Annotated in this window: 26 protein-coding genes; 17 read left to right on the top strand and 9 right to left on the bottom strand. The window is 65.0% G+C overall.

The window, feature by feature from the left end; all coding sequences use genetic code 11:
• Nucleotides 1–66 precede the first annotated feature (66 nt).
• From K9B33_RS01660 to K9B33_RS01605, 12 genes are all read left to right on the top strand, one after another.
• On the top strand, nt 67–1,116 hold the full coding sequence (locus K9B33_RS01660; protein WP_224546194.1) for a lytic transglycosylase domain-containing protein: 1,050 nt from the start codon (nt 67–69) through the stop codon (nt 1,114–1,116).
• Nucleotides 1,100–2,080 (top strand): RlpA-like double-psi beta-barrel domain-containing protein, encoded by a 981-nt coding sequence (locus K9B33_RS01655; RefSeq protein WP_224546192.1) that lies wholly within the window; start codon nt 1,100–1,102, stop codon nt 2,078–2,080. The genes K9B33_RS01660 and K9B33_RS01655 overlap by 17 nt, the downstream gene beginning before the upstream one ends.
• A gap of 48 nt (nt 2,081–2,128) precedes the next feature.
• Nucleotides 2,129–3,292: a D-alanyl-D-alanine carboxypeptidase family protein gene (locus K9B33_RS01650; RefSeq protein WP_224546190.1), complete on the top strand. Its 1,164-nt coding sequence runs from the start codon at nt 2,129–2,131 to the stop codon at nt 3,290–3,292.
• Entirely contained in the window at nt 3,289–3,915 is a 627-nt protein-coding gene (tmk, locus tag K9B33_RS01645; protein ID WP_224546188.1) for a dTMP kinase, read from the top strand. The genes K9B33_RS01650 and tmk overlap by 4 nt, the downstream gene beginning before the upstream one ends.
• The gene (locus tag K9B33_RS01640; protein WP_224546187.1) at nt 3,912–4,880 is read left to right on the top strand and encodes an AAA family ATPase; all 969 of its coding nucleotides are present in this window, start codon (nt 3,912–3,914) and stop codon (nt 4,878–4,880) included. The genes tmk and K9B33_RS01640 overlap by 4 nt, the downstream gene beginning before the upstream one ends.
• 43 nt (nt 4,881–4,923) lie before the next feature.
• Nucleotides 4,924–6,486: a methionine--tRNA ligase gene (metG, locus tag K9B33_RS01635; RefSeq protein WP_224546185.1), complete on the top strand. Its 1,563-nt coding sequence runs from the start codon at nt 4,924–4,926 to the stop codon at nt 6,484–6,486.
• Between the two features lie 4 nt (nt 6,487–6,490).
• Nucleotides 6,491–7,264: a TatD family hydrolase gene (locus K9B33_RS01630; RefSeq protein WP_224546183.1), complete on the top strand. Its 774-nt coding sequence runs from the start codon at nt 6,491–6,493 to the stop codon at nt 7,262–7,264.
• A complete protein-coding gene (locus K9B33_RS01625; protein ID WP_224546181.1) occupies nt 7,261–8,052 on the top strand; it encodes an MBL fold metallo-hydrolase in 792 nt (263 codons plus the stop codon). Before K9B33_RS01630 ends, K9B33_RS01625 begins: the two co-directional genes overlap by 4 nt.
• Nucleotides 8,053–8,682, top strand: coding sequence for a TIGR02281 family clan AA aspartic protease (locus K9B33_RS01620; RefSeq protein ID WP_224546179.1), 630 nt, complete (start codon nt 8,053–8,055; stop codon nt 8,680–8,682).
• Complete coding sequence (locus tag K9B33_RS01615) at nt 8,679–9,989, top strand: MFS transporter (protein ID WP_224546177.1); 1,311 nt, start codon at nt 8,679–8,681, stop codon at nt 9,987–9,989. Before K9B33_RS01620 ends, K9B33_RS01615 begins: the two co-directional genes overlap by 4 nt.
• A 150-nt stretch (nt 9,990–10,139) precedes the next feature.
• Entirely contained in the window at nt 10,140–10,919 is a 780-nt protein-coding gene (mazG, locus tag K9B33_RS01610; protein ID WP_224546175.1) for a nucleoside triphosphate pyrophosphohydrolase, read from the top strand.
• A 118-nt stretch (nt 10,920–11,037) separates the two neighbouring features.
• Nucleotides 11,038–11,568 carry a tetratricopeptide repeat protein gene (locus K9B33_RS01605; RefSeq protein WP_224546172.1) on the top strand — a complete coding sequence of 177 codons (531 nt, stop codon included), beginning with the start codon at nt 11,038–11,040 and terminating at the stop codon, nt 11,566–11,568.
• Between the two features lie 27 nt (nt 11,569–11,595).
• Here K9B33_RS01605 and hflX read toward each other — a convergent pair whose 3' ends face one another.
• The 7 genes from hflX to dusB form a co-directional block, all read right to left on the bottom strand.
• Nucleotides 11,596–12,930 (bottom strand): GTPase HflX, encoded by a 1,335-nt coding sequence (gene hflX / locus K9B33_RS01600; protein ID WP_224546170.1) that lies wholly within the window; start codon nt 12,928–12,930, stop codon nt 11,596–11,598.
• 65 nt (nt 12,931–12,995) lie between these two features.
• Complete coding sequence (gene hfq / locus K9B33_RS01595; protein ID WP_411973972.1) at nt 12,996–13,574, bottom strand: RNA chaperone Hfq; 579 nt, start codon at nt 13,572–13,574, stop codon at nt 12,996–12,998.
• A gap of 80 nt (nt 13,575–13,654) precedes the next feature.
• Nucleotides 13,655–15,025 carry a sigma-54-dependent transcriptional regulator gene (locus tag K9B33_RS01590; protein ID WP_224546168.1) on the bottom strand — a complete coding sequence of 457 codons (1,371 nt, stop codon included), beginning with the start codon at nt 15,023–15,025 and terminating at the stop codon, nt 13,655–13,657.
• A complete protein-coding gene (locus tag K9B33_RS01585; RefSeq protein WP_224546167.1) occupies nt 15,015–17,267 on the bottom strand; it encodes an ATP-binding protein in 2,253 nt (750 codons plus the stop codon). The genes K9B33_RS01590 and K9B33_RS01585 overlap by 11 nt, the downstream gene beginning before the upstream one ends.
• Before the next feature lie 111 nt (nt 17,268–17,378).
• Nucleotides 17,379–18,824 (bottom strand): nitrogen regulation protein NR(I), encoded by a 1,446-nt coding sequence (ntrC, locus tag K9B33_RS01580; RefSeq protein WP_224546292.1) that lies wholly within the window; start codon nt 18,822–18,824, stop codon nt 17,379–17,381.
• On the bottom strand, nt 18,824–19,933 hold the full coding sequence (locus K9B33_RS01575; RefSeq protein ID WP_224546166.1) for a two-component system sensor histidine kinase NtrB: 1,110 nt from the start codon (nt 19,931–19,933) through the stop codon (nt 18,824–18,826). Before K9B33_RS01575 ends, ntrC begins: the two co-directional genes overlap by 1 nt.
• Nucleotides 19,930–20,952, bottom strand: coding sequence for a tRNA dihydrouridine synthase DusB (gene dusB / locus K9B33_RS01570; protein ID WP_224546165.1), 1,023 nt, complete (start codon nt 20,950–20,952; stop codon nt 19,930–19,932). The genes K9B33_RS01575 and dusB overlap by 4 nt, the downstream gene beginning before the upstream one ends.
• 115 nt (nt 20,953–21,067) lie before the next feature.
• On the opposite strand from dusB, the gene K9B33_RS01565 reads away from it, so the two are divergent.
• Nucleotides 21,068–22,249, top strand: coding sequence for a bifunctional 2-C-methyl-D-erythritol 4-phosphate cytidylyltransferase/2-C-methyl-D-erythritol 2,4-cyclodiphosphate synthase (locus tag K9B33_RS01565; RefSeq protein ID WP_224546164.1), 1,182 nt, complete (start codon nt 21,068–21,070; stop codon nt 22,247–22,249).
• Between the two features lie 4 nt (nt 22,250–22,253).
• On the top strand, nt 22,254–22,769 hold the full coding sequence (locus K9B33_RS01560) for a CinA family protein (RefSeq protein ID WP_224546163.1): 516 nt from the start codon (nt 22,254–22,256) through the stop codon (nt 22,767–22,769).
• Here K9B33_RS01560 and K9B33_RS01555 read toward each other — a convergent pair.
• Both K9B33_RS01555 and lipA read right to left on the bottom strand, forming a co-directional pair.
• Complete coding sequence (locus K9B33_RS01555; protein ID WP_224546162.1) at nt 22,718–23,191, bottom strand: type II toxin-antitoxin system RatA family toxin; 474 nt, start codon at nt 23,189–23,191, stop codon at nt 22,718–22,720. The genes K9B33_RS01560 and K9B33_RS01555 overlap by 52 nt on opposite strands.
• 7 nt (nt 23,192–23,198) lie before the next feature.
• Entirely contained in the window at nt 23,199–24,206 is a 1,008-nt protein-coding gene (gene lipA, locus K9B33_RS01550; protein ID WP_224546161.1) for a lipoyl synthase, read from the bottom strand.
• Nucleotides 24,207–24,214: 8 nt separating this feature from the next.
• Here lipA and K9B33_RS01545 point away from each other — a divergent pair, with 8 nt between their 5' ends.
• The 3 genes from K9B33_RS01545 to K9B33_RS01535 are packed head-to-tail and all read left to right on the top strand — an operon-like array spanning nt 24,215 to nt 25,979.
• A complete protein-coding gene (locus tag K9B33_RS01545; RefSeq protein WP_224546160.1) occupies nt 24,215–24,853 on the top strand; it encodes a carbonic anhydrase in 639 nt (212 codons plus the stop codon).
• Nucleotides 24,854–24,867: 14 nt separating this feature from the next.
• Nucleotides 24,868–25,698, top strand: coding sequence for an NYN domain-containing protein (locus K9B33_RS01540; RefSeq protein WP_224546159.1), 831 nt, complete (start codon nt 24,868–24,870; stop codon nt 25,696–25,698).
• Nucleotides 25,698–25,979, top strand: a complete 282-nt coding sequence (locus K9B33_RS01535; protein WP_224546291.1) for an acylphosphatase — start codon at nt 25,698–25,700, stop codon at nt 25,977–25,979. Before K9B33_RS01540 ends, K9B33_RS01535 begins: the two co-directional genes overlap by 1 nt.
• Nucleotides 25,980–26,076: the final 97 nt, after the last annotated feature.

The following is a 26,076-nucleotide window of genomic DNA, read 5'->3' as shown; positions in this document are numbered from 1 at the left end:
TCTTAAGCGACCCGACCGGGCATTAAGGGGATTCACCTCGCGCCCCGCCTGTGCAACAACGGGAACATGAGGGATTCTTTGCGTTCATCCGTCCTGTCCTTGTTGCTGGGCCTTGCCACCGTCGTTGCTGGCAGCATCGCCGTGGGGCCAGCGCAGGCGCAGGATGGTGCGGATTTCCGCGCCTATCTGGAAAGCCTGCGGCCCAAAGCGCGGGCCATGGGCATTCGCGACGCCACGCTGGACAGCGTATTTCCGACGCTGACGCCCAATCCGCGCGTCGTGCAGCTCGACCAGAGCCAACCGGGCGGGGGCGCCTATTCCCCTATTCCCAATTTCGAGCCCTATCGCCGCCAGCATGTCGACGCCGCGCGGATCAGCCGGGGCCGAACCGCCTATCAGGCCAACCGGTCGCGGCTCGCCCGGATCGAGGCGGAGACGGGTGTGCCGGAGGAGATCATGGTCGCCATCTACGGCCATGAGACCAATTATGGCTCCTATACCGGCGATTTCGACCTGATCCGGTCGCTCGCGACGCTGGCGCATGAAGGGCGGCGGCGGGCCTTGTTCGAGCCGGAACTGCTCGCCACGCTCAAGATGCTGGACAATGGCGTGCCGCGCAGCCGGCTGGTCGGCAGTTGGGCGGGGGCGACGGGCTATCCGCAATTCCTGCCGTCCGTCTATCTGCGCATCGCCAAGGATGGCGATGGCGACGGGAAGGCCGACATCTGGACGAGCGAGGCCGATGCGCTGGCTTCCATCGCCAATTATTTCGTCCAGTCGGGATGGCGCAAGGGCCAGCCCTGGGGGGTGGCGGTCACTGTGCCGGCGAGTTTCAACCGCGCCGCCGTGGTCGCCAAGACCGAGCCTGCGCGTTGCCCGCGGGTGTTCAACCGGCACAGCCGCTGGCTGACGATGGCGGAATGGCGCAAGCTGGGGCTGTTCCCGGCCAGCGGCGTCTGGCCCGCGGACAATATGCTGGCGACGCTGCTGGAACCAGATGGGCCGGGCAAGACCGCCTATTTGCTGACCAGCAATTATCGGGCAATCCTGGATTATAATTGTTCCAACTTCTATGCCTTGTCGGTGGGATTGCTGGCGGATGCTGTCAAACAATAAGGGTCTGTTCGTCACGGCCATGATGCTGGCGCTGGCCGGTGGCGGGGCAGGTGCCGCGCAGCCGCAAAGGGCCGGTGCGATCGGATCGGGGCCGATGGTCGGCGATACGCCGGTCCCGTTGGGGCCGCCCTATAGGGTGGGTGGTGTAACCTATATACCGGCCGATCCGGTTTCCTATGACGAGGTCGGCTATGCCGGCACTGTCGAGGATGGCAGCCAGGGCGGCGCGACCGCGACGGGCGAAGCCTTCGTGCCCACCGCCATCACCGCCGCGCACAAGACCTTGCCCTTGCCCAGCTATGTCGAAGTGACGGCGCTGGACAGCGGCCGGACGATCCTGGTCCGAGTCAATGACCGGGGACCGATGCGGGGCGACCAGTTGATCGCACTGTCGCCGGGCGCTGCGGCGCAACTGGGCGTGACCGGAATGGCACCGGTGCGGGTGCGGCGGGTCAACCCGCCCGAGCAGGAACGCGCGGTGCTGCGCAGCCATGGCCAGGCGGCCGAGCGGCTGGAAACGCCGGCGGCCTTGCTCAAGGTGTTGCGCGGCAAGCTCGGTCCCTTGCGGATCGCGGCGACTCCGCCGACCCGCACGCCGGTCACGGCCAAGCCTAAGCCGGTGATCGCGCAGGCCAAGCCTGTCGGCGCCAGCCGGCCGGGCGCGGATTTCGATATGCCTGCGCCCAAACCCGTCGCGCAGCCGGCCAAGACGCCGCCAGCGCCCACGCCCGTGCCCGCTCCGCCGAAGACCGGCGGCTATGTCGTGCAGGTCGGCGCATTTTCCTCCCAGACCCGCGCCAACGCCCTCGCGCAGAATCTGGGTGCGCGCGTCGAAGCCAGCGGCGGCATATGGCGCGTAAGGCTTGGGCCTTACGCCACCCCGCAGGCCGCGCAGGCCGGCATACGGACGGCGGCAGCCAAGGGCTTTGAGAATGCCCGCATCATGGCTAATGACGCGCGATAGAGATCGCGCGCGACAAGCGATTCCATTCCAGTCAAAGGCAGTGCCCCGATGAAGAAATCCGTTGCAGTCCTCCTCGCCGTCGGGCTGCTGGCCCAGCCACTGATCGCGGCCGCGCCGCCCTATACCAGCGAAGCGCCGATCGCCTATATGAAAGATCTTTCGTCGGGCGCAGTGCTGTACGACAAGGGAGGCGAGACCCGCATGCCCCCGGCGTCGCTGGCCAAGATGATGACCGCGCATGTCGCCTTTCGCCTGATTCAGAAGGGCGAACTGAAACTCGACACCAAATTCACCGTGCGCCCGGAAACCTGGAAGCAATGGCATGGGCCGCAGGCGGGTTCGACCATGTTCCTGTCCGCCGGCGAACAGGTGTCGGTCGAAAATCTGCTGCATGGTATCGTTACTCTGTCGGGCAATGACGCCTGCGTCGTGCTGGCGGAGGGCATTTCCGGGACGGAGCAGGCCTTCGTCGCGGCGATGAACGAGGAAGCCAAGCGGCTTGGCCTGAAGAACAGCCATTTCGGCACCAGCAATGGCTGGCCGGACGAAGGCGTGACCTATGTCACCGCCGAAGACCTCGCCAAGCTGGCCGAGGCGACGATCGTCGAGACGCCAGACCTCTACAAGCGTTTCTATGCCACCCGCGCCTTCACCTGGGGCAAGACCATGGGTGGGTCGGATATCGCGCAGGCCAATCGCAACCCGATCCTGGGCAAGATTCCCGGCGCCGACGGATTGAAAACCGGGCATACCGAGGAGGCCGGATATGGTTTCACGGGTTCTGCCGAACAGGATGGTCGTCGCCTGATCATCGTCACCGCAGGCTCCACCAGCTTCAACGGCCGCGCTACCGAAGCCGTCCGCTTCATGGACTGGGGCTTCAAGGCGTGGAAGGCGCAGCCTTTGTTCAAGAAGGGGCAGACCGTCGAAACGGCGGCCGTGCAACTGGGCAGCGCGACGAGCGTGGCGCTGGTCGCGCCGCAAAATATGGCCGTCACTCTACCGCGTACGGCGTCGGCCAATGTGCAGGTGAAGGTGGTCTATACCGGCCCGATCAAGGCGCCGATCGCCAAGGGGCAACAGATCGCCCAGTTGATCGTCCAGACGCCTGACACGCCGCCACAGATCATGCCGCTGGTCGCGGGTGACGATGTCGCCGAAGCGGGCTTTTTCGGCCGGTTGTGGAATGGCATGAAGTCGCTCTTCGCTTGAACCAAGGCAAGTTCATAAGCCTGGAAGGCGGCGAGGGCGCGGGCAAATCGACGCAGTTGCGCGCGCTGGCCGCTGCCCTGCGCGCGCGCGGGCTGGATGTGGTCGAGACGCGCGAGCCGGGCGGCAGCGACGGGGCGGAGGCGATCCGCGCCCTGCTGTTGACCGGCGGGGCCGACCGCTGGAGCCCGCGCGCCGAGGCTCTGCTGTTCGCGGCGGCTCGGGCGGACCATATCGAAAAGACGATCCGTCCGGCGCTGGTGCGGGGCGCGTGGGTGCTATCCGACCGGTTCCTCGATTCGGGCCGCGCCTATCAGGGGCAGGGCGCCTTGTCCGACGCCGACATATTGACGTTGCACAGGATCGGCAGCGACGGCTTTCTGCCCGACCGCACCCTGCTGCTGACGTTGCCCGAAGAAGAAGCGACCGGGCGGGCCAAGGCGCGTGACGGCGATGCCGAAGACCGGATCGGCGGGCGGGCGGGCGACTTTCATCGCGCCGTGGCCGACGCCTTCAGCCGCTTCGCGCGCGATGAGGGCGAACGCGTCCGTGCGATCGATTCGTCCGGCCCGGCCGAGGTCGTGACGGTGCGGCTGCTCGACGCGATAGAAGACCTGCTGCCATGACCATGCTTCTGGGCCATGACGCACAGGCCCGCACTCTGATGACCGCCGCGCAGAGCGGACGGATGCACCATGGCTGGATACTTGCCGGCCCCAAAGGCATCGGCAAGGGCAGCTTTGCCCGCGCGCTGGCGATGCGGCTGCTGGCCGACGCCGCCGGGCCGCCGATCGGTGGCGAAGGGTTGTCCGTGCCGGAAAACCACCAGACCCGTCGCCTGATCGAGGCGTCGGCCCATCCCGATTATGCCGAACTGGCGCCGCTGGAAAAGGATGGCGTTACCGCGCGCAACATCAGCGTCGATCAGGTGCGTGGACTGCAACGCCTGACCCAGTCTGCCCCGTCGCTGTCGCCGCGCCGCGTGGTGGTGGTCGACAGCGCCGACGATCTGGAACGCGGCGCGGCCAATGCGCTGCTCAAGACGCTGGAAGAGCCGCCGGCGGACATGATCTTCCTGTTGGTCAGCCATGCGCCGGGACGCTTGCTGCCGACGATCCGCTCGCGCTGCCGGACGTTGCGCTTCGATCCGCTGGATGCGGCGGCGATGCGGTCTGTGCTGAAGGCGACGGACGAGACGCTGTCGCCCCAGGAAATGGACGCGCTGGTGCGCGCGGGCGAGGGGTCGCCTGGGCAGGCGCTGCGCTATGCGGGCCTCAATCTATCGGAGATCGAGCAGGCGCTTAGCGCGCTGGCGACGCAGGGCGATCCGGGCAACCGCCAGCGGCTGGCGCTGGCCAAGGCGCTGGCGCTAAAATCGGCCAAGCCGCGCTACGAAGCCTTTTTGGAACGGGCGCCGGCCTTCATCGCCCAGGCGGCGCGGACCCGGCAGGGGCAGGCGCTGGGCACGGCGCTGGACCATTGGGAAAAGGCCCGGCATCTGGCGGGCGGCGCGGTGATCCTGTCGCTCGATCCGGCAGGCGTCGTGTTCGAGCTAGCCGGCCACGTCGCGGCGCTCGCACATCCGGGCTGAAAAGCGGCTTTGCGGCGACCCGAAATCGCTCTAGGGAAGCGCCATGTCCAAGCCCTTCACCATCACCACCGCCATTTCCTATCCCAATGGCCGTCCGCATATCGGCCATGCCTATGAAGTGATCGCCACCGACGCGGTCGCCCGGTTCCAGCGGATGATGGGCCGCGACGTCTTCTTCCAGACCGGCACCGACGAACATGGGCTGAAAATGGCCCAGACGGCGCGGGGCCGTGGCATCGAGCCGCGCGAACTGGCCGATGAAATGGCAGGCTATTTCAAGGCGATGAATGAAAGACTGAATATCAGTCATGATCGTTTCATCCGCACCAGCGAGCCGGATCATCACAGCGCCAGCCAGGCGATCTGGCAGGCGATGGAGGCCAACGGCGACCTGTATCTCGGCCGATATGAAGGCTGGTATTCGGTCCGCGACGAAGCCTTTTACGACGAGAAGGAAATCACCGACGGGGAGGGGGGCGTCAAGCTGTCCCCGCAAGGTACGCCGGTCGAATGGACGGTCGAGGAAAGCTGGTTTTTCCGCCTGTCGGCCTATCAGGACCGGCTGCTGGCGCTGTATGAGAGCCAGCCCGACTTCATCCAGCCCGATAGCCGCCGCAACGAAATCCTGCGCTTCGTCGAAGGCGGCCTGTCCGACCTCAGCGTGTCGCGCACCAGCTTTGACTGGGGCGTCAAGGTGCCCGGATCGGACGGTCATGTCATGTATGTGTGGGTCGATGCGCTCACCAATTATCTGACCGGCTGCGGCTATCCCGACGATGCTGAGCGGATGGCGCGTTACTGGGCCGAGGGCGGCGATATCACGCACATCATCGGCAAGGATATCGTGCGTTTTCATGCCGTTTACTGGCCAGCCTTCCTGATGAGCGCGAAGCTGCCTTTGCCCCGCCATGTCTTCGGCCATGGCTTCCTGCTCAACCGCGGCGAGAAGATGTCGAAGTCCGTCGGCAACGTCGCCGATCCGATGGAACTGGCCGACCGCTTCGGCGTGGATCAGTTGCGCTATTTCCTGCTGTCCGAAGTCACCTTCGGCAATGATGGCAGCTATAGCGCGGAGGCGATCGTCGCGCGTTCGAACAGCGATCTGGCCAACAGCTTCGGCAACCTGGCGCAGCGGACCTTGAGCTTCATCGCCAAGAATCTGGAGGGCCGTCTGCCCGAGCCGGCGCCACAGGATGTCGACAGCGACCTGCTTAAGACGGTGGCCGATGCCGCCGCGACCTTCCAGACCGCCATGGTCGATCTGGCCCCTTCGGTCGCGATCGAGGCGTGGATGCGCGCCGTGTTCGCCTGTAACGCCTATATTGACGCGCAGGCGCCCTGGGCGCTGCGCAAGACCGATCCGGCGCGGATGGAGGCGGTGCTCGCCACACTTTACGAGGCGATCGCCAGTCTGGCCATCATGATCCAGCCGGTCATCCCGGCCAGCGCCGCCGCCTTGCTCGACCAGATGGGGCTGGACGACAACGGACGCGGCTATGACGTCATCGGTGGAGATTTCTACGCCGAGTTGCGGAGTGCCGGTTTCACGCTCAGCCCGCCCAAGCCGCTTTTCCCGCGCCTCGAACTGCCAGCAGAGGACGCCTGAGCCCATGCTGATCGACAGCCATTGCCACCTCAATTACAAGGGCTTGATCGAGGATCAGGCCAATGTGCTGGAACGATCGCGGGCCGCTGGCGTCGACCTCATGCTCAATATCGCGACGCGCGAAAGCGAATGGGACGATGTGTTGGGCACGGCGATCCGCGAGCCGGACGTCTGGGCGACGGTCGGCATCCACCCGCATGAGGCGGACGAGCATCCCCATATCGATACCGCCAAGCTGGTCGAGCGCGCGGCGCATCCGCGCGTGGTCGGCATCGGCGAAACCGGGCTGGATTATTATTACGACCATAGCGACCGGGAGCGGCAGCAGAAGAGCTTCCGATCGCATATCGTTGCGGCGCGCGACGCCGGCCTGCCGCTGATCGTCCATACCCGCGACGCGGAGGACGATACCCTTGCCATCATGCGCGAGGAGATGGGGAAGGGGGCCTATAGCGGCGTCATCCATTGCTTCACCGCCAGCGGCGCCTTTGCCGATGCGGCGATGGAACTGGGCTTCTATATCAGCATTTCGGGCATCGTGACGTTCAAGAGCGCGAAGGATCTGCAGGAGACGGCGGCGCGGCTGCCGATCGACCGGCTGCTGGTGGAAACGGACTCGCCCTTTCTCGCGCCGGTGCCGCATCGCGGCCGCCCGTGCGAGCCGGCCTATGTCGCCGACACCGCCAAATTCCTGGCCAATCTGCGTGGTGAAAGCATCGAGGAGCTGGCGGCGGCGACGTCGGCCAATTTCCGCACCTTGTTCAGCAAGGTCGCATGAGCCTGAAGCTCACGATCCTGGGCAGCGGCACATCCTCCGGCGTGCCACGGATCGGCAATGACTGGGGCGACTGCGACCCCGCGGAACCGAAAAACCGGCGGACGCGGGTGTCCATCCTGGTGGAAAGCCCGACAACGCGCATTCTGGTCGATACCTCGCCCGATATGCGCGCTCAGTTGCTGGCGGCCGACGTGATCCGGATCGATGCGATCCTGTGGACGCACGACCATGCCGATCACAGCCATGGTATCGACGACGTGCGCCAGCTTTTCCACCATCGCCGCACGCCCGTTCCGGGCTATGCGCGCCCGCAGACGCTCAAGCTGCTGTCGGAGCGGTTCGCCTATGCGTTCGAAGGGCGCAACGGCTATCACCCGACCATAGAGCCGCACGTCCTTCCCGACGGGCTGCGGATCGGCGACATCGACATCGCCTGTGTCGACCAGCCCCATGGCGACATCTATTCCACCGGCTTCCGTTTCAGCCATGGCGGCCGGTCGGTCGGCTATGCCACGGATTTCCATGCGCTGACGCCGGACATGTTGGCGCTCTACGACGGCCTCGACGTCTTGGTGGTCGATGCGCTGCGGATCAAGCCGCACCCGACTCATCCGCATCTGGCGCTGACGCTGGAAGGTATCAGCGCCACCCGGCCGAGTCTGGCGATCCTGACCCATATGGACCAGAGCATGGATTATGCGACATTGATCGGCACGCTACCCCAGGGCGTGGAGCCGGGCTATGACGGCATGGTGGTGGCGCTGGACGCGAAAGAGCAGGGGGCCTGAATGGACAGCACGAATCAGGCGGCCTCGACCATCTGGTATGTGCTGGCGCTCGTGCTGGTCGGGTCCGCGCTGGTCGGGCGGCAGATGGCCTGGGGGAGCCTGCTGCGCATGGCGTTGCTGTGGGTCGCGATCTTCGCTGGCCTGCTGGGCCTGTTCAAATTCGCCCAGACGCAAGGCTATCTGACCGGGCGTTGGGCGGAGGAAGGGGATATGGCCGCCCCCGACGAAGCGCCGGCTGCACTGCCCAAGGCCCGGACCGAGGGACAGGCGCTGCGCATCCCGGTCGCGCCGGACGGTCATTATTGGGTCGAGGCCACGATCAACGGCACGTCCGCGCGTTTTCTGATCGACAGCGGCGCGACCGTCACCGCTCTGTCCGAAAATACGGCCCGCGCCGCCGGCCTCAACTATGATGTCGGCGAACCGGGCGTCATCATGACCACCGCCAATGGCAAGGTGACGGCGAAGCGGTCGAGCATCGCTACCCTCGCCATCGGTCCCATTTCGGCGAGCGACCTGCCCGTGGTCGTGTCGCCCGCCTTCGGGGAGGTCAATGTCATCGGCATGAACATGCTGTCACGCCTGAAAAGCTGGGGCGTGCAGGACGGCGCCATGGTGCTGACGCCATGAGCGCAGAGACCGCTTCGATCGAGACGAGCGCGCCCACGCAGGGGCAGCGGCTCAAGGCCATTATCGGCGGGTCCACCGGCAATCTGGTAGAATGGTACGACTGGTATGCCTATGCCGCCTTCACCCTCTATTTCGCGCCGCATTTCTTCCCCAGCGAGGATCGCACCGCGCAATTGTTGAGCGCGGCGGGCATCTTTGCGGTCGGCTTCCTGATGCGGCCGATCGGCGCGTGGCTGATGGGCGTCTATGCCGATCGTCATGGGCGCAAGAGCGGCCTGACCCTGTCGGTCGCACTGATGTGCGCGGGGTCGCTGCTGATCGCGGTGACGCCGGGTTATGAAACGATCGGAGTCGCAGCGCCGCTGATGCTGGTGCTGGCGCGGCTGATGCAGGGATTGTCGATCGGCGGCGAATATGGCGCGAGCGCGACCTATCTGTCGGAAATGGCAGGGAAGAACCGGCGCGGCTTCTTTTCCAGCTTCCAATATGTGACGCTGATCGCGGGGCAGTTGGTCGCGATCTGCGTGCTGTTGCTGCTGCAGGCGACGCTGACCGAAGCGCAACTCGACGCCTGGGGATGGCGCATACCCTTCTTCATCGGCGGGCTGCTGGCGGTCATCGTGTTCTGGCTGCGGCGCGGGCTGGCAGAGACGCAGAGCTTTGCGGTGGCCAAGGCGGCGGGCGCGCCCAAGTCCGGCTTCGTCGAACTGATAACCAACCATCCGCGCGAGACGCTGACGGTGATGCTGCTGACGGCGGGCGGAACGATCGCTTTCTACGCCTACAGCATCTACATGCAGAAATTCCTGGTCAACACCAGTGGCCTCAGCCGTCAAGTCGCGTCGCAGATCAACGCGGCGACGCTGTTCGCGTTCATGCTGTTGCAGCCTGTTGCGGGCGCCTTGTCCGACCGGATCGGCCGCAAGCCGCTGATGATCGGCTTCGGCGTCATGGGCATGCTGTGCACCTATCCGATCTTCGCGACGCTGGCGGTGACGAAAGACCCGCTTGTCGCCGGGCTGCTCGTGATGGCGGGCCTGGTCATCGTGACCGGCTATACGTCGATCAATGCGGTGGTGAAGGCGGAGCTGTTTCCGGCGCACATCCGCGCGCTGGGCGTGGCGCTGCCTTATGCGCTGGCCAATACCTTGTTCGGCGGGACGGCGGAATTCGTCGCCTTATGGTTCAAGCAGGCCGGCATGGAGCAGGCTTTCTACATCTATGTCACGGTGATGATCGCCATATCGCTGAGCGTATATGTGAAGATGCGGGACACGGCCAAACACAGCCAGATTCGCGAGGATTGAAGGCGCTGCGACAGCGAGCTGGACAGTTGTACGCGACCGCGACGTGCGATAAATTTAACATAAGATATATTATCGAACTCACATTGATGCTGGTCAGAGGCGTGGGCGCACCCTATCGCACGATCAGCATCCATAGCGATCAGGTCCTATATGAACAAAGCCAGCCCCGCCGACATCATGCCGCTCGCCGAGGTCATGGCGCGGTTGCGCGATCCCGATACGGGTTGCCCCTGGGACATCGAGCAGGATTTCGAGTCGATCGCGCCCTACACGATCGAGGAAGCCTATGAAGTGGCTGATGCGATCGAACGTGCGGACATGGATGCGCTGCGCGACGAACTGGGCGATCTGCTGCTCCAGGTCGCCTTCCACAGCCGCATCGCGGAACAGGCTGGCCATTTTGCGATGCAGGATGTGATCGACGCCATTACGCAGAAGATGATCCGCCGGCATCCGCATGTCTTCGGCGACGGCGCCCGCCGGGAGGACGGCCACGCCCAGTGGGAGACGATCAAGGCGGCCGAACGGGCAGAAAAAGATCCCGACCCCAGCGCGCTGGCTGGCGTGGCGAGCGCCCTGCCCGCACTGCTCCGCGCGGGAAAATTGCAGAAGCGCGCCGCCCGCACCGGGTTCGACTGGCCCGATACGGTCGGCGTGATCGACAAGATCGTCGAGGAACTGGATGAAGTGCGCGAAGCCGCCACGCAGGAGGAGCGTGAAGAGGAAGTCGGCGACCTCCTATTCGCCGTGGTCAATCTCGCACGACATCTGAAGGTCGATCCCGAAACCGCTCTGCGCAAGGCGAATGGGAAATTCGATCGCCGGTTCCGATCAATGGAGGATATGGCCGGCGAGACCTTTGCCGGACTGACGCTCGACGCAAAGGAAGCGCTTTGGCAACGAGCAAAGCAACAGGAAAAATCGGCATAACCAGCATATGTTGTCACGAAGCAGACATCCAACAGACAAGGTTCGTAACTGCAACTGATATTTGACAAGAGTGCGCGATCGCCATAGCTTTTTGCCTCTCACGACGGAGGAATATGCGATGCGCCTGACTGTCCTTCTCCCCCTTTGCTGCGTGCTTGCGGTGCCGGCCCATGCCCAGCATGTGGCCGGCGTGTCGGGTATCCATTTCAACCAAGGCGCGCCCATGGCCGCGCCGGTGAACGGCTATAACGCGGCCAGCTTCGCCTCTATATCGCGCAGCCCGGATGTGGGCCGCGCGCAGAAGCTGATCGCAGACGGCGATTATGCAGAAGCTGACGCGCTGCTGGCCAGGCTGATCGGCCAGACCAGCAACAGGCAGGTCCGCTTCCTCAAGGGAGTCGCCAAGCTGGGCATGGGCGATGCCGTCGCGGCGCGCCGCTATTTCGAAAAGAGCCTTTATAGTAACCGGAGTGGCTATCCCGGCGCGATGTCGGGACTGGCGCTGGCGGAAATCCGCTTGGGCAACAGGGATGCGGCCGAGGATATATTGCAGAAGCTGCGCTACCAGCAGGAAAAATGCCGGAGCGATTGTGATCGCGCCAAGCCGCTGGATCAGGCCATTGCCGTGGTCGAAAAGGCGTTGACCTGAAGTGACCTGACCCAGGAAGCCGCTCGGTTAGCCTTCGCTCCGCTTGGAATAGCGGGCGAAGGCGGCGTCCGAGAGGCGGACGTCGATGCGGCTTTCCTCACCTTCGACCAGGGTCGAAAGCACTTCGCCATGTTCGTGGAGCCAGGCGACCGTGGCGCCGTCCGATATCGGGATGCGCAGGCCGTAAACTTTCGCACCGCGGGTCATGCGGTCGCTGATGGTCCGCTGAAGCATGTCCACCCCCTCCCCGGTCAGGGCCGAGAGGATGACGACATCGTCGCGCCGGGACGCCGTCTCGCGCGCGAGGGCTGCATCGTCTTCGCTCAACAGGTCGAGCTTGTTCCAGGCTTCCAGGATCGGGGGGGCGTCGGCCTCCCCTTCCCTACGATCGAGCGCCGCTTCGCCGGCGACGCCCAGTTCGCCCAGCACGTCCAGCACATCGTCGCGCTGCGCGTCGCTGTCGGGATGGGCGATGTCGCGCACATGGACGATGAGATCGGCCGACAGCACTTCCTCCAGCGTCGCGCGGAAGGCGGCGATCAATTGCGTCGGCAGATCGGAGACGAAGCCAACCGTGTCGGACAGGATCGCCTTGTCCAGGCCCGGCAACGCAATCTGGCGCATGGTCGGGTCCAGTGTGGCGAACAACAGGTCTTCCGCCATGACGTCAGCCCCGGTCATCCGGTTGAAAAGCGTGGACTTTCCGGCGTTTGTATAGCCGACCAGCGCGATCACCGGCCAGGGCGCACGCTGGCGCCGTGCGCGGTGCAGGCCGCGGGTGCGGGTGACCTGGTCCAGTTCCTTGCGAATCTTGGCCATGCGATCGCGGATCATGCGCCGGTCCGCCTCGATCTGGGTCTCGCCCGGACCGCCCAGGAAGCCGAAACCGCCGCGCTGTCGTTCAAGATGGGTCCAGCTGCGGACGAGACGGCCCGCCTGATAGTCGAGATGGGCGAGTTCGACCTGTAGCCGCCCTTCATTGGTGGCGGCCCGCTCGCCGAAGATTTCGAGGATCAGGCCCGTGCGGTCGATGACCTTGGCCTCGCAGGATTTTTCCAGATTGCTCTGCTGCACCGGCGACAGGCTGTTGTCGACGATGATGAGTTCAGCCTCTTCCTGCCGCGCCAGCGTCGCGATCTGGTCCACCTGCCCGCTGCCGAACAGGGTCGCGGGTTTGCGGTCGCGCACCCGGAACGCCTGGGCGGCGCGCACGTCGATACCGATCGCCAGCGCAAGGCCACGCGCTTCCTCCAGCCGGGCGTCGCTGTCGCGGCGGTCTCCATTGTGGGTTTCGGCATGAACGACGACGGCGCGCGCGCCGCGCGCCACTTCGTCATCGGAGTCGCGATTGAATATGGCCATGGATGTTTAGAGCATCTTGCAGCGGCCCGGTCCACCTGAGCGCGGACCGGACGCTGCTGGGACGATCAATCGTCCTGTTCGTTTTCGCCGCTCAGGTCGAGCGCATGAAGCGGCTGGACGGTCGAGATGGCGTGTTTGTAGACGAGCTGCACCATGCCGTCGCGTTCGAGCAGCATGCAGAAGAGGTCGAAGGCCGCGATCTCACCCTGGAGCATGACGCCGTTGACCAGGAACATCGTCACCGGGCTGCCCGACTTGCGGACCGCCGACAGGAAGATTTCCTGCAGCAGCTTGCCTTTGCCGTTGCCATCGCTGGCCTTGCGCAGATCGGTCAGGTCCATCGACTGGGCCGGCATGACGGTCGATATCGCATGTTTGTAGACCAGTTGCGACTGGCCGTCGCGGCGCAGCAGCACGGAGAAATTGTCGAACCAGGTGATGATGCCCTGCAACTTGACGCCCTTGACCAGGAACATGGTCACCGGGGTCTTGGTCTTGCGCAGGCTGTTGAGGAAAATATCCTGAAGGTTGTTCACTTTGTCGGCCATGGTCGTCGCCAGTCCTTTATTCTTGGCGGGACGTTGCCCGCTCTCGCACCCTAAGCAGGGTGTCTTGCCCGCCCCCGCTTGTCGGGAGCGGTGCAATCCTATCGCAATTGCGAAGGAGCGTCCATGGCGCAGATGCGCTTTGGCCAAAGTTCGGCAACCGATTGGCCAAACATGGTCTAGTCCTTGCCTTCGGTGATGCCCAGCAGCTTGAGTTTGCGGTGCAGCGCGGACCGCTCCATGCCGATGAAGGTCGCGGTGCGGGAGATGTTGCCGGAGAAACGCCGAATCTGGATGCGCAGATATTCCCGTTCGAAGCTCTCGCGCGCTTCGCGCAGCGGGGCGCCCATGATGGCGGACTGGCCCATCCCCTCCCCGCCGCCGCCGCTGGTCAGTTCGGGCGGCAGCATGTCGAGTTCGATTCGTCCGATCCGGTCGCCCGGCGCCAGGATCATCGTGCGTTCGATGACGTTGCGCAACTGCCGGACATTGCCCGGCCATTCATTGGCCTGCAGCGCGGCCATGGCGTCGCTGGCGATTTCCGGCGGCGGCACGCGGCGTTCGGCGGCGAAACGGGCCAGATAATGTTCGACCAGCGGCGGGATGTCGTCGCGCCGTTCGGACAGAGGCGGGATCGCCAGCGGCACGACATTGAGGCGATAGAAGAGATCCTCGCGGAAGCGCCGCTCCTCGATCTCGCCCGCCAGGTCCAGCGCGGTGGACGAGATAACGCGGACGTCCACCTTGACATTGCGCTGGCCGCCGACGCGGGTGAAGCTCTGGTCGGTCAGGACGCGCAATATCTTGCCCTGCGTCGTGATCGGCATGTCGGCGATCTCGTCCAGATAGAGCGTGCCGCCATGCGACTGTTCCAGGAAGCCGGGGCGGACGAGGCCGCTCGCATCTTCGACGCCGAACAGTTCCTCCTCGACACGGTCGGGGTCCATCCGGGCCGCAGCAACGATGATGAAGGGCGAATCGGCGCGGCCGCTCCAGCTATGCAGCATCCGCGCGGCGACTTCCTTGCCGACGCCGGCAGGGCCGGAAATGAGGACGCGACTGCCAGTGCCGGCGACCTTCTTGATGGTGGCCCGCACGCCGTTGATCGACGCCGAGGTACCGGTCAGTTCATCATCCTGACCGAACCGGGCGCGCAGAACCTGATTCTCCCGGCGCAGACGCTCCGTCTCTGTCGCGCGCGACACCAGGTGCAGCAGCCGGTCGGCCTCGAAGGGCTTTTCGATAAAGTCGGCCGCGCCCTTGCGGATCGCCGCGACGGCCGTGTCGATATTGCCATGGCCCGAAATCATCAGCACCGGCACGGTGGGATCCCGGCGCTTGATCTCCTCGAGCAATTCCAGCCCGTCCATGCGCGACCCCTGCAACCAGACGTCGAGCAGGACGAGCGAGGGACGACGGGCATCGAGCGCATCGATGGCGCTGTCGCTATTGGCGGCGGTACGGGTGGTGAAACCTTCATCTTCCAGCACACCCGCGACCAGATCGCGAATATCCTCTTCATCGTCGACTATCAGAATATCAAGCGCCATTGGCCGTCACTTTTCCTTTTGGCAGGGCGATAACCTGCCCTTCTTCCAGTTTTTCCAGCGCCCCCGCGGCGAAGCGCAGCGTTACGCACGCCCCGCCCCCTTGTGCATCGTCGAAGCGGATCTCCCCCAAATGCTCCTCGACAATCTTCTTGACGATGGCCAGGCCCAGACCCGTCCCCTTGGTCCGCGTCGTCATATAAGGTTCCAATATCCGCTCGCGTTCGGGCGGCAGGCCGATACCGTCGTCGCGCACGGTGATGAGAATATCGTCCCCCTCCCGCACCAATGTCATACGGACATGGCCACGCGGGCCACCCTCATTCGAAACTGCTTTGGGTTCAATAGCTTCAACCGCATTCTTCACGATGTTCGTCAGCGCCTGCCCCAACTGACGCCGGTCGCACACCATCTCCAGATCGTCGGCCCCGGCATATTCGAAGCGAATATCGGGATGCGCCACTTCGTGCAGGAACAGGGCATGGCGGGCGATATCGCCCACCGCCTCGCGCCGGAACACCGGCTTGGGCATCCGCGCGAAGGAGGAAAATTCGTCGACGATCCTGCGCAGGTCGCCCACCTGCCGGACGATCGTGCCGGTCAGGCGCGTAAAGGTCGGCTTGTCGCTGGTGATCTCGTCGGCATAGCGGCGTTGCAGCCGTTCGGCGGCGAGCTGGATCGGGGTCAGCGGATTCTTGATCTCATGCGCGATGCGCCGCGCCACGTCGGACCAGGCGGCGCGGCGCTGGTCGGACAGCTGCTGGGTGATATCGTCGAACGTCAGGATATGGCGCGATGCGTCCTGCGACCGCTTGACCGCCAGGGTGCGCAGGTCGCCATGCGCACGCACCTGGACGATACCCGCGCTCTCTTCGGAGGCGATGAACTCGACCAGCTCCGGCGATACTTCGGCCAGGGTGCGGCCGACCAGATCGTCGCCTTCGTCCACCAGAATCGCCGCGGCCGAACTGTTGAGCAACTGCACCACGCCATGGAAATCCACCGACAGCACGCCCGCGCTGACGCCCGACAGGATCGCCTCGATAAAGGCGCGCCGTTCGTCGAGTTGGCTGTTCGCCGCAACCAGCGCGCCCGTCTGCGCCTCCAGCCGTTGGGTCATACGGTTGAAGGCCGCGGCCAGCGTGCCGATCTCGTCGCGCGCCATCGGCCCGGTCACGCGCGCGGACAGGTCGCCGGCGGTGATCCTGCGCGCCGCGGTCACCAATTGGTTCACCGGCCGGACCATCCAGTCGGCGACGGCCAGCGCGATGTAGACGGCGATGCCGACCAGCAGCAGCGACCCCACGAACAGCGCAATGTTGAAGCGCAGTTGCAGCGCGCGGGACTGGGTGGCGAACTGGTCATAGTCGGCAATCACCTTCTGCGCGCGCGCGACGTTGCTGAAGGACCAGCTTTCCGCATTACGGGTCGCGAACAGATAGATTTTCGACTCGGGGTAGAGCAGCGTCACCGCTTCGATCTGGTTCGGGCTTGCCTGCACCACGACATTTTCACCCGATGCCAGGCGCCTGATGACCTCCGGCGTCAGCATAGCCCCAGCCGGCCGGTTTTCCGGGTCCACCGTCGCGGCGGTGCGGGCGATGCCGTCTTTCCCGACCTCTATGATGGCCGACCGGTTGAGCTTGCGCGTGACGACCTGATAGATAAAGCCTTCGGCAAAGCGCGGGCTGTTGACCTTCGACTGGTTCAAATAGTCGCGCAGGTCGCCGGCCATCGTCACGGTTTCGTCACCGACCTCTCGCAAATTCGCCTGATAATAGCCGCGCGCCAGATCGCCCGCATTTTGCAGCATCCCGCGCGCGCTGTCGGAAAACCAGAATTGCACGCCATATTGGAACAGCAGCGATGCGAAGATCACCACCAGCAGCATCGGCACGCTGGCGACGATCGAGAAGATCGCGACCAGCCGCACGTGCAACTGGCCATCGCTGCCGATCGCCGATTGCGCCGCGCGCCGTTTCGCCACGCGCCGCCCCAGCAGCACCAGCAAGGCGATCGCCGGCACCAGATTCGCAACCAGCAGCAGGGCGACGATCGGCGGCGTAAGCAGGGCGTAGGATTGACCGCCGCCTGACAGAAGATAGTAGGTCAGCCCCGCCATCCCCAGGAAGAGGGCAAGAGTCACCCCCTCCACCAGCGCAGCCAGTCGCCCGTTGCGGAGGAATAGCGGTAGATGCCTCCGCCATGCCGTTGCCCGCCGGGGGAGTGTGGTCGCGCCGTTCATAGTGGCATTGTTACAACAACCCCCGTGCCCGTTCAAACACAGTATTTGGGCAAATCGCTGTCGCTGGTCGATCCAGACCGTCGGTTCGTCCCGACCAGCGCCGCATGCGGATCAATCGTTGAGGCGGAGCTGCATGGGGTCCAGGCCGTAATCGGTCAGCTTCTTGCGCAGCGTGTTGCGATTGATGCCCAGCAATCCGGCCGCGCGAATCTGGTTGCCATCGACACTGGCCAGCACCTCCTGCAACAGGATCGGCTCCACCACCGCCAGCAGATCGTCATGCAAGGCGCGGTTGGGCTGGCCAAGGCCCACGCCCAACTGCCGCTTGGCCCAGTCGCGGACCGCATGGGCGAGCTGGTCGGTGGGCGCGGCATAGTCGGCCGGCACCGCGTCCATCGGCAGCATGTGGCGCAATATGTCGCCGGTGATGACATTTTCACGGCTCAGGACGGACAGGCGCTGCATCAGATTCTGCAGCTCGCGCACATTGCCCGGCCAGTGATAGGTCATCAGCAGTTGCGCCGCATCGTCGGCCAACGCCTTGCGCGGCAGGCCCTCCTGCGCCGCCCGCTCCAGGAAATGGCGTGCGAGCAGGATCACGTCCTCGCGCCGTTCGCGCAACGCCGGCAACGCGATCGGCACGACGTTGAGCCGGTAGTAGAGGTCCTGGCGGAAGCGCCCATCCTCGATCAGCAGCGACAGATCCTTGTTGGTCGCGGCGATGATGCGGACATTGACCCGCACCGGCTTCGACCCGCCGACCGTCGTGACTTCGCCCGACTGGAGCACCCGCAGCAGCCGGGTCTGCGCCTCCATCGGCATGTCGCCGATCTCGTCCAGGAACAGCGTCCCGCCCTGCGCCTGCTCGAATTTCCCGGCGGTGCGGGCATGGGCGCCGGTGAAGGCGCCCTTTTCATAGCCGAACAGCTCCGCCTCGATCAGCTCGCGCGGGATGGCCGCCATGTTGATCGCGACGAAGGGCTTGGTGCGGCGCTGGCCCAGGCTGTGGATCGCTTCGGCCACCAGCTCCTTGCCGGTGCCCGATTCGCCCAGCACCAGAATCGACAGGTCGTTGGACAGGACGCGGGCGATGGTGCGGTACACTTCCTGCATCGCCGGCGACCGGCCGACCAGCGGCAGGCCGTCATGCGGCAGGCCGACGTCGCCGCCCGGCTCGTCCGCGCTCTGCCGGGTGCCGAGCGCATCCGCCACCGCGCGCGTCAGTTCGTTGAGGTCGAAAGGCTTTGGCAGATATTCGAACGCGCCCTTTTCCGTGGCGCGGATCGCGGTGTTGAGCGTGTTCTGCGCCGACAGGATGATGACGTTGAGGTCGGGCTTGGTCGCCAAAATGTCGGCCACACCGTCCAGCCCGTCACCGTCCGGCAGCATGACGTCGGTGATCAGCACGTCGGGCGCGAAGCTTTCCATCAGCGCGCTCCGCTCGCGGATCGAGGCGGCCGTCTTCACCCTATGCCCCTGCCGCCGCAGCGCTTCGCCGACCACCACGCAGATGGCGGGATCGTCATCGACCACCAGGATCGTGCCGGTCGCGCCCATCACGCCATCCCCATCGGCAGAAGGATGCGGAAGGTGGATTCGCCGGCCTCCACGTCGCGGCTATATTGGACGAAGCCGCTCATATCGCGCACCAGCTTGTCCACCAGCGCCAGGCCCAGCCCCTGCCCGTCGCGCTTGCCGGTGATGAAGGGGTTGAAGAGATGGTCGAGAATATGTTCGGGCACACCGGGGCCATTGTCGATGACGAGGATTTCGATCGGCAGCACCGCGCTGCCCTTGCCATCGCCGACCACCACCGACACGCCATGGCGGAACGCGGTTTCCACCCGGATACGCGGCTTGGCGACATGCTCCAGCGCTTCGGCCGCATTTTTCAGCAGGTTGATCATCACCTGCACCAGCGCGTCGTCATTGATGTTAGCGAATGGCAAGGACGGATCATAATGCTTTATGATCTTTATATGTTTTGCAAATCCCGCCGCCGCGATCCCGGCCGCCCGGTCGATCAGCGGATAGATGTTGCCGGGATGACATTCGAGCGTCCGATCGGTGGTGAAATCCTGCATCCGATCGATCAGCGCGGCGATCCGGTCCACCTCGTTGCAGATCAACTGGGTCAGCGCCGCGTCGCGGCCGCCCTGGCTGGATTCCAGAAGTTGCGCCGCGCCACGGATGCCCGACAGCGGGTTCTTGATCTCATGCGCCAGGATCGCCGCCGCGCCCATGGCGGAGCGCGCGCCGCCGGACGATCCCCGATGGCCGATCTTGCGCGCCTGGCTCTGGGCGTGGAGCGACACCACGCGCCAACCGTCATGATCGACGATCGGCGCGATCATCAGGTCGACCTCCATTTCGGCGGTGCGGCCGGCATGGACCTTGATGTCATAGGCGGCGATCGGCTTGTTGCTGTGCCAGATGTCGAACCGCGCGCCCGCCTCCGCGATGCGGATGGTGCGCGCGACATCGCTGCCGACGATGGCCGATCGCGCCATGTTGAGCAAGGTTTCGGCGCGGACATTGGCTTCGGCGATGCTGTTGTCCGGCTTCACCACCAGCGTCGCCACGGGCAGCGCCGTCATCTGTTCGCCCAGCGAAGGCCCGTCCTGCAGCATTCGAAGCGGCGGGACGGACGTCAATGTCACCGTCATGCGGCCTTGCGCAGGTCCGCAGGATCAAGCCCGCTGGCGATCAACGGTTCGTAGAAGCGGGCCAGCATGTCAAGCACCACCGCGGCGTCCGGCTGCTGGTTCACGGCATTGCGGAACTCGGCCGATCCTGTCAGTCCCTTGGTGTACCAGCCGATATGCTTGCGTGCCATATTGACGCCGGTATAGGTGTCATAATGTTCGAGCATGGCATGATAATGCCCTATGATCGCTTGATATTGCTCGGCAAGCGACGGGTCGGGAACGCGCGTGCCGTCGGTCAACCACGCCATGACCTGGCTGATGAGCCAGGGCCGGCCATAGGCGCCGCGCCCGATCATCACGCCATCGGCGCCGCTCTGTTCCAGCGCCATCTCGGCATCCTCGACCGAGCAGATGTCCCCGTTGACGATCACCGGCAGCTTCACCGCCTCCTTGACCGAGCGGACGAACGCCCAGTCGGCCGACCCCTTGTACATCTGGCAGCGGGTGCGGCCGTGGACGGTGATGAGCTGCGCACCCAGATCCTCCGCGATATGCGCGAGTTCCGGCGCGTTGAGGCTGGCATGGTCCCAGCCCATACGCATCTTGACCGTCACCGGCACGTCGACCGCCTCCACCGTCGCCTTGATGAGCGAGGCGGCGAGCGGGAGATCGCGCATCAGGGCGCTGCCCGCGTCGCCATTGACGACCTTCTTCACCGGACAGCCCATATTGATGTCGATGATCGCAGCGCCACGATCGGCATTGAGCCTGGCGGCGTCGGCCATTTCGGTCGGCGAGCAACCGGCAAGTTGCATCGACACCGGCTCTTCCAGCGGATGCCAGGCCGCCTTTTGCAGGGACTGGCGGGTCTCGCGGATCATCGCCGCCGACGCGATCATCTCCGTCACGTTGAGGCCGCACCCGTAGCGGCGCACCAGCGTGCGGAACGGCATGTCGGTCACGCCCGTCATGGGGGCGAGGACAACCGGCATGTCGATAGTGATCGGGCCGATGGAGATGGGGGAAAGCCTGCGCATGATCTTACTTTTGATACTGCCTAAAAAACAGGCAGCCCTTAGCGGAAATTGGAGCGGGCGGCAAGGCGCGCCCCTTTCGGCCCACCGCCCCTTTCGATCCGCCCCGCGACCCGCTATGCGCCGCTCCATGACATCAAACAGCAAGATCGTCGCGCTGATCGTCGCCGCGGGCCAGGGCAGCCGCGCGGGCGGCGACATCCCCAAACAGTTCCGAAGCGTCGCGGGCAAGGCCGTGCTGGCCCATGCCTATGATGCGCTGGCCGCACATGGCGGGATCGACGCGATCCATATCGTGCTGGGCGACGGGCAGGAGGCGACGGCGCGCACCGCGCTGGGCGAACGGGCGGCATCCTTCGTGACCGGCGCAGACAGCCGGCGCGGATCGGTGCGCGCGGGACTGGAGGCGATCACGGCGCAGGGTGGCGCGGATATCGTGCTGATCCATGACGCCGCCCGCCCCTTCCTGCCCGGCGCGGTGGTCGATCGACTGCTGGCAGCGCTGGAAAGCGGAACGGGGGCCATTCCCACCCTGCCCGTCGCTGATACACTGATACGCGAAGCCGGCAGCATCATGGGCGATGGCGTGGGCAGGGACGGGCTGCATCGGGTGCAGACACCGCAGGCCTTCCGCTTCGATGCCATCGTGGCGGCGCACCGGGCGTGGAGCGGAGTCCGCGAGGCGACCGACGATGCGCAGATTCTCAAAGGCTGGGGCCATGACGTCATATTGGTCCAAGGCGATGAAAGGCTTGAGAAATTGACCTATCCGCAGGACTTCGCCCGCGCCGAAGCCCAACTGGCGACACCGCGTTCGACGCGGGTCGGCATGGGCTATGACGTCCATCGCCTGGCCGCCGACGAAGAGCTTTGGCTGGCTGGCCTGCTGGTCCCGCACGATCGCGGGCTGGCTGGGCATAGCGATGCCGATGTGGCGCTTCACGCGATCGTCGACGCCATGCTGGGCGCGCTGGCGGAAGGCGATATCGGCAGCCATTTCCCCCCGTCCGACCCGCAATGGCGCGGCGCATCCTCGGACCGCTTCCTGGCCTATGCGCGCGACCGGGTGGCGGCGCGGGACGGCCGGATCGAGCATATCGACCTGACCATCATCTGCGAAGCGCCCAAGATCGGCCCGCATCGCGACGCCATGCGCGCGCGCATCGCAGAGATACTGGCGGTGCCGGTCGACCGCATTAGCGTGAAGGCGACCACCACCGAGCGGCTGGGCTTTGCCGGCCGGCGCGAAGGCATCGCCGCACAAGCGGTTGCCACCCTGTCCCTCCCCGCGCTATCCTGACCCCATGCCAGATACGATCCTGCCGGCCCAGCTGGTCGAACTCGCCGAAAAGGTCATCATCGCCAATCGCCGCGCCGGCCGCACCATCGCGGTGGCGGAAAGCTGCACCGGCGGACTGGTGTCGGCGGCGCTGACCGAAATCGTAGGCTCCTCCGAAGTCTTCGAAGCCGGTTTCATTACCTATTCCAACGACATGAAAGCGGAACTTCTGAAAGTTTCACATGATGTGCTGGATACGTTCGGCGCGGTGTCGATCGCCACTGCCTGGGCGATGGCGCAGGGCGCGCTCAAGAAAAGCCACGCGCATGTGGCGGTCGCCATCACCGGCATCGCAGGGCCGGGCGGCGGCAGCGAGCAGAAGCCGGTCGGCACCGTCGTCTTCGCCCGCGCCGAACGCGGCGCCGCGGCCGACAAGGTCGTCGCCGACATGCGCCATTTCGACAATGATGGCCGTGGCGGCGTGCGGCTTCAGGCGGCGCTGTGCGCGCTGGAACTGCTGTTGCCCGACTCGGCCCCATAGAGTTGCGCGGCGCGGGTTTCGAACGCGCCGATCATCTTGCGCAGCGCCTTGTCGAAAAACTGGCCGGCCAGCATTTCGAACAGCCGGTTCTTGAATTCGAACTCGACCTCGAAATCGACCAGCACGCCCCCCTGCCCGTCGTCGCGGAAGCGCCACTCATTGTGGAGATGCTTGAGCGGCCCATCGAGATAGTCGACACGGACATGGTCGGGCCGATGTTTATGGACGCGCGAGGTGAAGCTTTCCTTCACGCCCTTGAAGCCGACGATCATGTCGGCGACCATCTCCGTATCGCTGTCGGACCGGACGCGGATCGCGCTGATCCAGGGCAGGAATTGCGGATAGGCGGCGACGTCGGACACGAGGTCGAACATCTGCGTCGGCGTATAGGGAAGCTGCCGCGTTTCTTCATGCTTGGGCATCTGGACGTCAGGCCTTCGCCGCCGCCTTGGCCAGTTTGGCCTCCCGCGCGGCACGCATTTCCGCGAAATCCTTGCCGGCATGATAGCTCGACCGTGTCAGCGGCGACGATGCGACCTGCAGGAAGCCCTTGGCCCGCGCGATGCCGGCATAGCTGTTGAACGCCGCCGGGGTGACGAAGTCGATCACCTTGGCGTGCTTGGGCGTGGGTTGCAGATATTGCCCCATAGTCAGGAAATCGATGTCGGCCGACCGCATGTCGTCCATCACCTGATGGACCTCCAGCCTTTCCTCGCCCAGGCCCAGCATGATGCCCGACTTGGTGAAGATGGACGGGTCGAGCTTCTTGACCGACTCGAGCAGGCGCAGCGACGCATAATAGCGCGCGCCGGGGCGGATGGTCGGGTAGAGGCGCGGGACCGTCTCCAGATTATGGTTATAGACGTCCGGCCGCGCGGCGACGATCATCTCGACGGCGCGCTCATGCTTGTTGCGGAAGTCTGGGGTCAGGATTTCGATCGTCGTGTTCGGAGTCGTGCGGCGCAGCGCCTCGATCACCTTGACGAACTGCGATGCGCCGCCGTCGGGCAGGTCGTCGCGGTCGACCGAGGTGATGACGATATGTTCCAGCCCCATTTCGGCGCAGGCATCGGCCAGATTCTGCGGTTCGTTGACATCGACCTTCCGCGGCATCCCGGTCTTGACGTTGCAAAAGGCGCAGGCGCGGGTGCAGACGTCGCCCAGGATCATCACCGTGGCGTGCTTCTTGGTCCAGCATTCCCCGATATTCGGGCAGGCCGCTTCTTCGCAGACCGTATTCAGCCCCTTGTCGCGCATCAGCTTGCGCGTTTCATGATAGGCGGGGCTGGTCGGCGCCTTGACGCGAATCCAGTCGGGCTTGCGGGCGCGTTCCGGACTGGCGGGCTGACCGGGCACGGGGATCGGGCTGATGTCGTTCATGCGCCCCAGATAGCGACGCAGGCTCGCTCTTGCCAGCCCCCTATTTGTGCGGCACATCGCTCGCCATGACAGACTTTTCCGACATGCTTCAGGGCTATCGCCGTTTCCGCGACACCGGCTGGAACCAGCAGCGGGCGCGATGGGACGAACTCAACGAGGGGCAGAGCCCCAGGGTGATGGTGATCGCCTGTTCCGACAGCCGGGTCGATCCTGCGCAGATTTTCGACACCAGCCCCGGCGAAATCTTCGTCGTGCGCAACGTCGCCGCGCTGGTGCCGCCGTTCGAAACCAATCCGGGTCATCATGGCGTGTCGGCGGCGCTGGAATTTGCGGTGCAGGTGCTCAAGGTTGGCGAGATCGTTGTCATGGGCCATGGCAAATGTGGGGGTTGCAAGGCGGCGCTCAGTCAGGATCTGAAGAATGCGCCGCCGGGCGAAGGCGGCTTCATCCATAACTGGATCGAATTGCTGGACGATGCCCGCGACGTGGTGGTCGGCCAATATGGCGACCAGCGCGACCGTACCGTCGAACGGGCGATGGAGCAGGAAGCGGTGAAGGTCAGCCTCGCCAATCTGCGCACCTTCCCCTGCGTCCGGTCCAAGGAGCGTAATGGCGAATTGAAGCTGGTCGGCAGTTTCTTCGCCATCGCCGACGGCGTGCTGAACATTTTGGATGAGGATAGCGGCGCCTTCTCGCCCGCATGAAGGGAGCAGGCGGCATGGCTTTTTTACAGGAAGGCCGGGGCAATATCGCCCTGCTGATCGATGCGGACAATGCGTCGGCGGCCCATTTCGATTCGGTCATGACCGTGCTGGCGGAACTGGGCACGGTCAATATCCGCCGCGCCTATGGCAATTGGAGCAAGGCGACACTCAAGACCTGGGCGGCGCTGTCGGTCGCGCACGCGATCGAACCGCAGCAGCAGTTCGACCTGACCAAGGGCAAAAACGCCACCGACATGAAGATGACGATCGACGCCATGGACCTGATGGCGTCGGGCCGGGTCGACGGGTTCGGCCTGATGTCCAGCGACAGCGACTTCACCCCGCTGGCGACCCGCATCCGCCAGCAGGGCATCCCGGTCTACGGCTTTGGATCGGCGAACACCCCCGAAGGCTTCCGCCGCGCCTGCACGCGGTTCCTCAATGTCGCGGCGCTGAAACCCGCAGAAGTGCCCGTGCTGGCCAAGGCCCCGGCCAAGGCGGCAGCCCCGGCCAAAGCCGCGCAGGCCAAGGCGACCACGCCGCAGCAGACGCCCCCCGCCAAGGGGGTCGCTGCGCCCGCCGCGCCCGCACCCGCCACGCCGCCCCCCAGCAAGACGGTGGACGCCGAAGTCGTGCGCCTGCTGATCGACGCCTATGACGAGGCGAAGCGCGACGAGCGCGGCTTCGTGGCGCTAGGGCCGGTCGGTCAGCGGGTCGGTAACCGTTCCAGTTTCGACGTGCGCAATTATGGCTATAAGCGCCTGTCCGACCTGGTCGCCGCCATCCCCAATTTCATCACCGAAGTCCGCGAAGGCGGGCAGACCTGGATCAAGCGGGTCAAGTGATGCTGCAGGTGGCGCGTCACCTGATGATCCATGGCCGGGTCCAGGGCGTGTGGTATCGCGCCTGGACGGTCGAAACGGCGCGCAGGCTGGGATTGGCCGGCTGGGTCCGTAACCGCGCAGACGGCTGCGTTGAGGCGCTGGTGGAGGGCGAGGCGGCGGTGGTGGCGCGGTTTATTGTGCTGGCGCACGATGGGCCACCAGCGGCTAAGGTGGCGCGGATTGATGTCGTCGAGGTGGGGGGCGAGGGGCTGAGCGGGTTCGAGAAGCGGGGGACGCTTTGAGGCTGCAGGCGTCTACTAACGACCAAGGGCGGTCCTCTTAAGCATCGTCACCCTGAACTTGTTTCAGGATCCATTTCTTCAGATAGAGCAACGGTCC

The sequence above is a fragment of the Sphingobium sp. 3R8 genome (genome assembly GCF_020166615.1).
Classification (GTDB): domain Bacteria; phylum Pseudomonadota; class Alphaproteobacteria; order Sphingomonadales; family Sphingomonadaceae; genus Sphingobium; species Sphingobium bisphenolicum.
This window is presented reverse-complemented; position numbering and strand designations above follow the sequence as displayed.